This is a genomic window from Rhodopila globiformis (genome assembly GCF_002937115.1).
Taxonomy (GTDB): Bacteria; Pseudomonadota; Alphaproteobacteria; order Acetobacterales; family Acetobacteraceae; genus Rhodopila; species Rhodopila globiformis.
Genome location: NZ_NHRY01000105.1, coordinates 1 through 8,928, shown reverse-complemented (window position 1 = coordinate 8,928; position 8,928 = coordinate 1). Strand labels below are relative to the sequence as shown.

7 protein-coding genes are annotated in these 8,928 nt (G+C 68.2%); 1 reads left to right on the top strand and 6 read right to left on the bottom strand.

The genetic code is table 11. The annotated features are described in order from the left end of the window. The first annotated feature begins 370 nt into the window (after nucleotides 1–370). The gene (locus CCS01_RS10605; protein WP_146101677.1) at nucleotides 371–2,698 is read left to right on the top strand and encodes a methyl-accepting chemotaxis protein; all 2,328 of its coding nucleotides are present in this window, start codon (nucleotides 371–373) and stop codon (nucleotides 2,696–2,698) included. 181 nt (nucleotides 2,699–2,879) lie between these two features. Here CCS01_RS10605 and era read toward each other — a convergent pair whose 3' ends face one another. The 6 genes from era to rpoZ form a co-directional block, all read right to left on the bottom strand. Continuing rightward, a complete protein-coding gene (gene era / locus CCS01_RS10595) occupies nucleotides 2,880–3,791 on the bottom strand; it encodes a GTPase Era (protein ID WP_104518794.1) in 912 nt (303 codons plus the stop codon). Beyond that, nucleotides 3,788–4,474 (bottom strand): ribonuclease III, encoded by a 687-nt coding sequence (rnc, locus tag CCS01_RS10590; protein ID WP_104518793.1) that lies wholly within the window; start codon nucleotides 4,472–4,474, stop codon nucleotides 3,788–3,790. The genes era and rnc overlap by 4 nt, the downstream gene beginning before the upstream one ends. Before the next feature lie 13 nt (nucleotides 4,475–4,487). Then, nucleotides 4,488–5,243 (bottom strand): signal peptidase I, encoded by a 756-nt coding sequence (gene lepB / locus CCS01_RS10585; protein ID WP_104518792.1) that lies wholly within the window; start codon nucleotides 5,241–5,243, stop codon nucleotides 4,488–4,490. A 93-nt stretch (nucleotides 5,244–5,336) separates the two neighbouring features. Then, nucleotides 5,337–5,744 (bottom strand): holo-ACP synthase, encoded by a 408-nt coding sequence (gene acpS, locus CCS01_RS10580; protein ID WP_104518791.1) that lies wholly within the window; start codon nucleotides 5,742–5,744, stop codon nucleotides 5,337–5,339. A 285-nt stretch (nucleotides 5,745–6,029) separates the two neighbouring features. After that, entirely contained in the window at nucleotides 6,030–8,219 is a 2,190-nt protein-coding gene (locus CCS01_RS10575; protein ID WP_104518796.1) for a RelA/SpoT family protein, read from the bottom strand. A gap of 171 nt (nucleotides 8,220–8,390) precedes the next feature. Beyond that, complete coding sequence (rpoZ, locus tag CCS01_RS10570; protein ID WP_104518790.1) at nucleotides 8,391–8,801, bottom strand: DNA-directed RNA polymerase subunit omega; 411 nt, start codon at nucleotides 8,799–8,801, stop codon at nucleotides 8,391–8,393. Nucleotides 8,802–8,928 lie beyond the last annotated feature (127 nt).

Sequence of the window (8,928 nt, the reverse complement as noted above, 5' to 3'; positions counted from 1 at the left end):
GGACTGATCCAGGCCGGCATCGCCCGGATTTTACGCGACGTCGGGCAATCGACCTTCATCGCGGCGATCTGGGGAAAAATCGGCACCGCTGCGTCAGGCACAAGCGGATCGTCAGCGCCGCTCGCCGACAAAGCCGCGTAGCTCACCCAGATCCGCCCTCATCGTTCCGGTCACGTGGCGCCAATCCGGCGCCACGCAGAAGAAATGTCGCCTGGAAACTACAGATTCGGTTAACGGCCGGCGGAAAACCCCGCGGACCGGCCGTCGCGCCGAAGCCACGAAAAATGCGCGCCGATCGCAGGCCGCATTAATCCTTCGTTAAGCACAATGAAGTAAAGCGCCCGTATTGAACAACACGGTGGATACGGTCATGCGGTCGTTTCGCTTTGGCTTGGGCATGCGGATCTTCTTCGGCTTCGGCTTCCTGGTGGCCGCGCTGGTCGCCATCGCCGTCTCGGGCAGCTACGGCCTGTCCGTCGTCGGCGGCGAGATCCGCAGGATGGACAACATCGCCGGATCGGTGCGCCGGGTGCAGGAAATCACCTTCCAGATGGAAGCCATGCGGCGTGGCCTGACGCGCTATCGCTTCGATGCCGACGCGGAATCGCTGCAGGACGTGATCAGCGCCGAAAAGCGCTCGGTCGCGCTGCTGGATGAAGCCGCCGGCATGACGATATCGGGGCAGAAAGCCGCGCTGTACAACAGTGTCGCCTACAAGCTGCGCAACCTGGCGGCGAAGCGGGAGCGGTTCATGACCCTGCTGCATGACGCCGTCGAGGAGCGCAAGGTGCTGGCCGGCATCGGCACCACCATGATGACGCAGGCGATCGAACTGGCGGATGCGGCGGGCGCCAGCAAGAACCCGGCCGACTGGGTGCCCGGCGCATCGGTCCGCACCGCCTTCCTGACCGCCGAGGCGGCCAGTTCGCGCTTCCTCGCCGCGGCCGATGTCGATCCCCGGCTGGCCGAGGCGTTCCACAAGGAGACCAAGCTGGCCGAAGGCTCGCTGATCGCCATCACCTATGTCGGCTCGCCGGAGATCAAGGCGATGCTGCCGCCAGTGCAGGCCTCGCTGAAGCAGTATATCGCCAGCTTCGACCGGATGTCGTCGGCCTTGATCGAGGGCGCAAGGCTGTACGACAACCAGATCAGGAATGACATCCGCAATGTGCAGACCCTGCTGATGCAGGCGCAGGATTCACTCGAAGGCGAGTTCAGCCGGACCATAGAGGGCACCGACGCGGTCGCCACCGGCGCGTTCTACAAGGAAGTTGGCATGTCCGGCGGCGCCACCCTCGCCGGCATCGCGCTGGCGCTGCTGCTGGCGCGCGCCATCATCCGGCCGATCCGCGGCATGACCCACGCCATGACCCGGCTCGCCGCCGGCGACGCCACGACCGAGGTTCCGGCCCGCGGCAACACCGACGAACTCGGCGAGATGGCCCGCACCGTGGAGGTGTTCCGCCAGCAGGCGATCGAGAACCAGCGTCTCGCCGTCGAGCGCGACCGCGCCCGGGAGGCGAAGGATCGCCAGCAGGCGGCGATGGACAGCCACACCGAGGATTTCAGCCGCTCGATCGCCGGCGTCATGCAAAATTTCATCGACTCCGCCAACGCCGTCCGCCAGGCCGCGTCGGCGGTCACCGACGGCGCCAGGCAGACCGGGGAACGCATCTCCAGCACCATGGAAGGCGCCTCGGCGTCGGCGCGCGACCTGAACGCGGTGGCCGCCGCGGCCGAGGAAGTGGCCGCCAGCATCAACGAAATCAGCCAGCAGGTCAGCCTCGTCACCGCCTCGGTCCAGTCGGCCGTCAGCCGCGCGACGGAAACCGACGCGAAGGTCGCCGGGCTCGCCGAAGCCGGCGAGCGTATCGGTGAGGTGGTGCGCATCATCACCGACATCGCCGGCCAAACCAACCTGCTGGCGCTGAACGCGACGATCGAGGCGGCGCGGGCCGGCGAGGCCGGCAAGGGCTTCGCCGTGGTCGCCGGCGAGGTGAAGGCGCTGGCATCGCAGACCGCCCGTGCCACCGAGCAGATCGGCGCCCAGATCGTCGCCATCCGCGGCGCCACCGCGGACGCGGTCACCGCGGTGCGCGATGTCGGCGCCGCCATCGGCCAGGTGGAAACCGTCGCCACCGCAATCGCCGCGGCGGTCGAGCAGCAGGCGGCGGCGACGCGCGAGATCACCAACAGCGTGCAACTCGTCACCGCGACCTCGTCGAGCGCGGCCGAGGCGATGCACGAGGTGCTGTTGATCGCGGAGAACACCGACGCGACCAGCGTGGCCGCCGCGGAGGCCGCCGACGAGGTCGGCACCGCCGCGGCGACGCTGCGGGCGGAGATGGCGGATTTCCTGACCGCCATGTCGCACGGCAGCGAAGCCGAGCGGCGGCTGTATGAACGCATCGACGGCAACGGCATGCCGGCGACGATACAGACCGCCGGGCAGTCCCCGGTCCAGGCGACGATCAAGGACATCGCGCGCGGCGGCATGGCGATCCTGCACGACGGCCGTTACTCGCCGGGCACCGACATGAGCATCGGCCTGCCAGGCGGCAGCGCGATCCGCGGGCGGGTGATCCGCGCCGAAAACGGCACGATCGGCTTTGCCTTCCGGCAGGACGCGGCGTCGCTGGCACAGATCGACCGGGCCCTGGCTGTCATCGCCCGGGGTGGTCAGGGTCAGGCTGCGTAATCAGTGCTCTACCGTCATGGCTGGGCGTGTCCCGGCCATCCACCCCCGCCGTCTGTGCGCAGATGGCCGGGACACGCCCGGCCATGACGGTGAGGCAACGGACCGGGCACCACATCCTTCTCCAGCCGCCGCCTTGTCCTGATAGCCACGGACACACACCCCACCACGACGGAGAGGCCCCTTACGCCCCGCCGGGATCGTCCAGGCCGATGGCCCGTAGGCGGGCGCCTTCCTCGTCCCAGCCCTTGCGCTCCTTGACGTTCAGGAACAGGTGCACCGGGCGTTCCAGCAACCCACCCAGGTCTTGCCGGGCACGCGCGCCGATGGCCTTGATCTTGCTGCCTTTGTCGCCGATCAGGATGGCCTTGTGGCCGGACCGGGCAACGTAGATCGTCACCTCGATCCGCACCGAGCCGTCCCGGCGCTCCTGGAAGGACTCTGTTTCGACCGTCGCGCCATATGGCACTTCCTCATGCGTCTGCAGGAAGATCTGCTCACGCACGATCTCGGCGGCCAGCAGGCGGTCGGGCAGGTCGGTCAGGTCGTCCTCAGGATACAGGTACGGCCCCTCCGGCACCACCGCGGCCAGCGCGTCGGCAAGCTGGGTCACGCCCTCGCCGGTCTGGGCGCTGACCATGAAGGTTTCCTCGAATTTCGCCAGCGTGCGGAAACTGTCGATCAGCGGCAGCAGGCTGGGCGGCGGCACCAGGTCCACCTTGTTCAGCACCAGCCAGCAGCGGCGGCCGGAGGCAGCCAGTTGCGCCGCGATCTGCCGCACGTCGTCGCGCAGGCCCGCGCCCGAATCGACCAGCAGGAGGGTCAGGTCGGAATCCGCCGCGCCGGTCCAGGCCGCCGCCACCATCGCCCGGTCCAGCTTGCGCTTCGGCTGGAAAATGCCGGGCGTGTCCACCAGCAGCACCTGCGAGGCGCCGCGCATCAGGATGCCGAGCACCCGGAACCGGGTGGTCTGTGCCTTGGGCGAGACGATCGACAGCTTGGCGCCGGTCAGCCGGTTCATCAGCGTCGATTTCCCGGCATTCGGCGCGCCGACGATGGCGACGAAGCCGCAGCGCGTGGCCCGGGGCGATGTCATGCCGTGAGTCTTTCCATCAGCGCCTCGGCGGCAAGCTGTTCCGCCGCCCGCTTGTTGCCGGCCCGGCCGCTGGCGGCGCAGTCGCCGACGGACACCGTGACGATGAACTCCGGATCATGCGGCGGTCCCAACCGGCCGGTGACCTCATACGACGGCAGGTCCTTGCCGCGCTTCTGCGCCCATTCCTGCAGCGCGGTCTTGGCATCCTTCGGCGGCTCGGCCTGCGTCGTCATGGCGTCGAGCCAGGCGCGGCGGACGAACGCCCGGGCCACGTCCAGCCCGCCATCGAGGTACAGCGCGCCCAGCGCCGCCTCCAGCGCGTCGGCCAGCACCGTCGCCCGGCGGGTCACCCCGGCCCGCGCCTCGCCCGGCGACACTGACAGGGCGTCCGCCAGACCGATGCGCTCCGCCACGCTGGCCAGCACCGGCTGCGACACCAGGTGGGCGAGGCGCCGCCCGAGGTCGCCTTCCTGCTCGCGCGGGAAGCGCTCGGCCAGCCATTCCGCCATGCTCAGGCCCAGCACGCGGTCGCCGATGAACTCCAGCCGCTCGTTCGAGCCCCGCCCCTTGCCGTGGCCTCCCTTGGCATGGCCGTGCGCGGCCGAGCGGTGGGTCAGGGCTTCCTTGAGCAGGTCGGGACGCTGGAAAACGTGGCCGAGGATCGCTTCGAGAGTCTGGGTCATAGCCCGCAGGCGGTCAGTGGACGGGCTTCAGGATGCGGCTCCAGCGGATCTCGAACGGCCATTCCCAGACTTCCCACCACGGATATTCCGCGTCGTAGGAGAAGAACAGGATTTCCGCCCGGCCCACCAGATTTTCCACGGGCACGAAGCCGACCCCGTCCATGAAGCGGCTGTCGGCGCTGTTGTCGCGGTTGTCGCCCATGGCGAAGACGTGGCCGGGCGGCACGACGTATTCCTGGGTGTTGTTGACCCAGCCGTCGTCGCGCTCCTTCAGGATATCGTGCTTGACGCCGTTCGGCAGCGTCTCCTGGTACAGGCGGCCCATCATCTTGATGCCGTTTTCGTCGGCGATGTAGGTCCCCTCCGGCTGGCGCGGGCACAGCTCGCCGTTGATGTAGAGCTGGCCCTCTTTCACCTGGATGCGGTCGCCCGGCAGGCCGACGATGCGCTTGATGTAATCGATCGAGGTGTCGCGCGGGTACTTGAACACCACCACGTCGCCGCGCTTCGGCAGGGCGCCGAAGATCCGGCCGGAGAACAGCGGCGGCGAGAACGGCAGCGAGTAGCGCGAATAGCCGTAGCTGTATTTCGATACGAACAAATAATCACCCACCAGCAAGGTGGGGATCATGCTGCCGGACGGGATGTTGAACGGCTCGAACGCCACCGTCCGTACGGCGACGGCGATCAGCCCGGCGTACAGGATGGTCTTGATGTTCTCGACCCAGACATTGGCGTGCTGTCTGGGCTTGGCTTTGCTTGTCGCCATAGGGGCAGCGGTCTTTCTTGTCATCGTCGGCGGCAGAGCCGGCAGGGGCGGGCGGATCAAGCCCATGCCTCCACGGTCTGTCAAGGAAGAGGCCTAAGATTGCGTGATCGCGGCGATGATCACCTGGGCATAGGCATAGGGATATTCATCCGTCATCGTCAGGTGAACCTGCGACAGCAGGCCGGGTGGCGTGATGGCTCTCAGGCGTTCCGCCGCGCCGCCGGTCATCGCCAGCGTCGGCTGGCCGCTGGGCAGGTTGACGACGTCAAGGTCGGAGAAGAACACGCCCTGGCGGAACCCGGTGCCGAGCGCCTTGGCCGCGGCCTCCTTGGCGGCGAAGCGCTTGGCGTAGGTGGCGGCCTGGATCTTTTCCGTCCGCCGCATCGCCTTGGCGCGCTCGGTTTCGGTGAACACGCGCTCGATGAACCGCATGCCGTGCCGGGCGATGGCCGCCTCGATGCGGCGGATGTCGCAGATGTCGGAGCCGATGCCGAGGATCATGGGAGGGGCATCCGGTCCGAGCGGGGTCGGCCGGTCGTCCCCATCGTCATGGCCGGGCGTGTCGCCATTGGCGCTAACATGAAGAGGCAGGGCCAGGTCCGTTGCCTCTCCGTCATGGCCGGGCGTGTCCCGGCCATCCACCGCCCACCGCCGAAGCGCGGATGGCCGGGACACACCCGGCCATGACGATAGGGAGACGACCTGGCGCCGCCCGCCCCCACGTATGGCCTGGACGCGTACGGCCCGGACACGTACCGTTCGGACACGGCCAGCCTGGACTCGCGATCAGCCACCGGTCGCCCGCTCCACGCCCTTGACCAGCTTCAGCCCTCGCAGGCCGACGATCACCTTCGACAGGTGCTGCAGGTCCCGGACGTCCACGTCCACCAGGATCTCCATGAAATCCTGCTGCCGGTTGACGATCTTGAGGTTGTTCACCGCCCCCTCCTGCTTGGCGATCGCGTTCGCCAGATCGGCCAGGGCGCTCTGCTCGTTGGCGGCGATCACGCTGATCCGGGCGGTATGGCCGCTGCCCTTCCCGTTCGCACTGGTCTTGCCGACGGATTCGTAGTTCCAGTCGACGTCCATGAACCGCTCGGGCGTCGCGGCGAAGGCCGCCAGGGTCTGGCAGTCGCGGCTGTGGATGGTGATCCCCTTCCCCGTGGTGACGATGCCGACGATCTCGTCCCCCGGCACCGGGTGGCAGCAGCCCGCAAAGCTGTAGGCCATCCCCGGCACGAGGCCGGTCACCGGCATGTCGTGGTCGTGCCGTGTCGGCGGCTTGCCGGTGCGCGGCAGCATCTGCGGCACCATGCGCGGCGCCCGCGGAGTCTGCCGCAGCTCGGGATACGCCGCGTGCACCACGTCCTTGGGGCCGATGTTGCTGTTGCCGACGGCGATGTACAGATCGTCCACGGTGGCGACCTTCAGCGCCTTCAGCGCCGGCTCCAGCGATTTTTCCGAGCCGTCGACGCCGGCCTGGCGGAACGCCCGGGTCAGTTCCACCCGCCCGGCGTCGCGGCTGCGCTGCCGCTGCTCCTGGTGGATGAAGCGGCGGATGCGGGCGCGCGCCTTGCCGGTGACGACGAAGCGGTCCCACTGCGGCGAGGGCGTGCCGCCGCGCGCCGTCATGATCTCCACCTGGTCGCCGTTCTCCAGGTGGTGGCGCAGCGGCATCAGCCGCCCGTTGACCTTGGCGCCGACGCAGGTATCGCCGACCTGGGAGTGCACGGCGTAGCCGAAGTCCACCGGCGTGGCGCCGCGGGGAAGCTGGATCAGTTGCCCCTTCGGCGTGAAGCAGAACACCTGGTCGGCGTACAGCTCGAGCTTGGTGTTCTCCAGGAACTCGTCCGGCGCCGCGGAGTCGTCCAGGATCTCCAGCAGGTCCTGCACCCAGCGGAAGCGCTGCACGTCGGAGCCGTCGACCTTCTTCTCCGGCGCCTTGTAGATCCAATGCGAGGCGACGCCGTTCTCGGCGACGTCGTTCATCTCCTCGGTGCGGATCTGCACCTCGATCTTCTGGTTGCGCGGCTGGCGCAGGGTCACGCCGGTATGCAGCGACTGGTAGCCGTTCGACTTCGGGGTGGAAATGTAGTCCTTGAACCGCCCGGCGATCACCGGATAGGCCGAGTGCACCGCCCCCAGCGCGGCATAGCAGTCCGCCTTGGTGGCGACGACGATGCGGAACGCCATGATGTCGGAGAGCTGCTCGAAGGCGACATTGCGCCGGTGCATCTTCTCCCAGATCGAGTACGGCGATTTTTCCCGCCCGGTGACCGAGATCACCTCGACCCCACCCTCGCGGCAGACCTCGATCAGCTCGCGGCGGACGTCGTCGATCACGTCGGCGCCCTGCCCGCGCAGGAAGTTCAGCCGCGCCTGGATGGTGGCATAGGCTTCCGGCTCGAGCTGGGTGAACGACAGGGTCTGCAGCTCGGTCTTCACCGCGTCCATGCCGATGCGTTCGGCGAGCGGCGCGTAAATCTCCATCGTCTCGCGGGCGATGCGCTTGCGGCGGTCCGGCTCGCGGACGAAGTGCAGGGTACGCATGTTGTGCAGGCGGTCCGCCAGCTTCACCAGCAGGACGCGGATGTCCCGGCTCATGGCCAGGACCAGCTTGCGGAAGTTCTCGGCCTGCTTGGTGCGGTCGGATTGCAGTTCCAGGCGGGTCAGCTTGGTGACGCCGTCGACCAGGCCGGCGATCTCCTTGCCGAACCGGGTTTCGATCTCCGTCAGCTTGACTGGGGTGTCCTCCACCACGTCGTGCAGCAGCGCGGTGGCGATCGAGGAGACGTCCAGCCGATAGCCAGCCAGGATGTTGGCGACGGCGACGGGATGAGTGAAATACGGCTCGCCGTTGTCGCGGCGCTGCGTGCTGTGCGCCTGCTGCGCCAGCTCATAGGCTGAATCGATCAGCCCGGTTTCGGCCTTCGGGTCATAATCGAGGATCTTGCTCGTCAGCTCGCACTGCGGCATCGGCCCCGGCCCGGGCGGCCTGGGCAGCTCGGCGACATCGGCGCCCGAACCAAGCCCCTGCGGCACCACAGTCGGCGGCCGCGCCGGAGCCAGCCGCGCCGGAGCCAGCCGCGCGGGGGTCGGCGCGGGTGTGTTCATCTCGCCGCCGAAGCCCCCGTCCTTCATGGTGGGCTACCGCGGTACCCGGCCGCCGAGCTCCGCCTCGATGGCCGCTTCCAGGTCTTCCGGCGACAAGGTTTCCTCGGCCTCGGCGGGCAGCGTGGTCGTCTCCTCCTCGGCGGTGACGTCCTGCAGCCCGAAGATGTTCTGGTCGGTGGGGATGAGGTCGAGCACCTCCTCGTCGGCGGGTTCGGGCTCCGGCGCGCGGGACAGGGACTTGACCAGGTCCTGCTCGATGCGCGGCAGGTCGATCGTCTCGTCGGCGATTTCGCGCAGGGCGACGACGGGGTTCTTGTCGTTGTCGCGGTCGATGGTCAGCTCTTCCCCGCGGCTGATGTTGCGGGCGCGCTGTGCCGCGAGCAGGACGAGCTCGAAGCGGTTGGGAACCTTCTGGACGCAATCTTCGACGGTGACGCGCGCCATGCGCTCATCCTCCGGTGTTGGACTTCAGGGGAAACGTTCATCTAAGTGAACGCGGCGGCGTTTGCAAGTTAGAACGCTGCAACGCAGCAGCCCGTGCATGTGCGGCCCAGCGGGGCGGGCTGCTGCG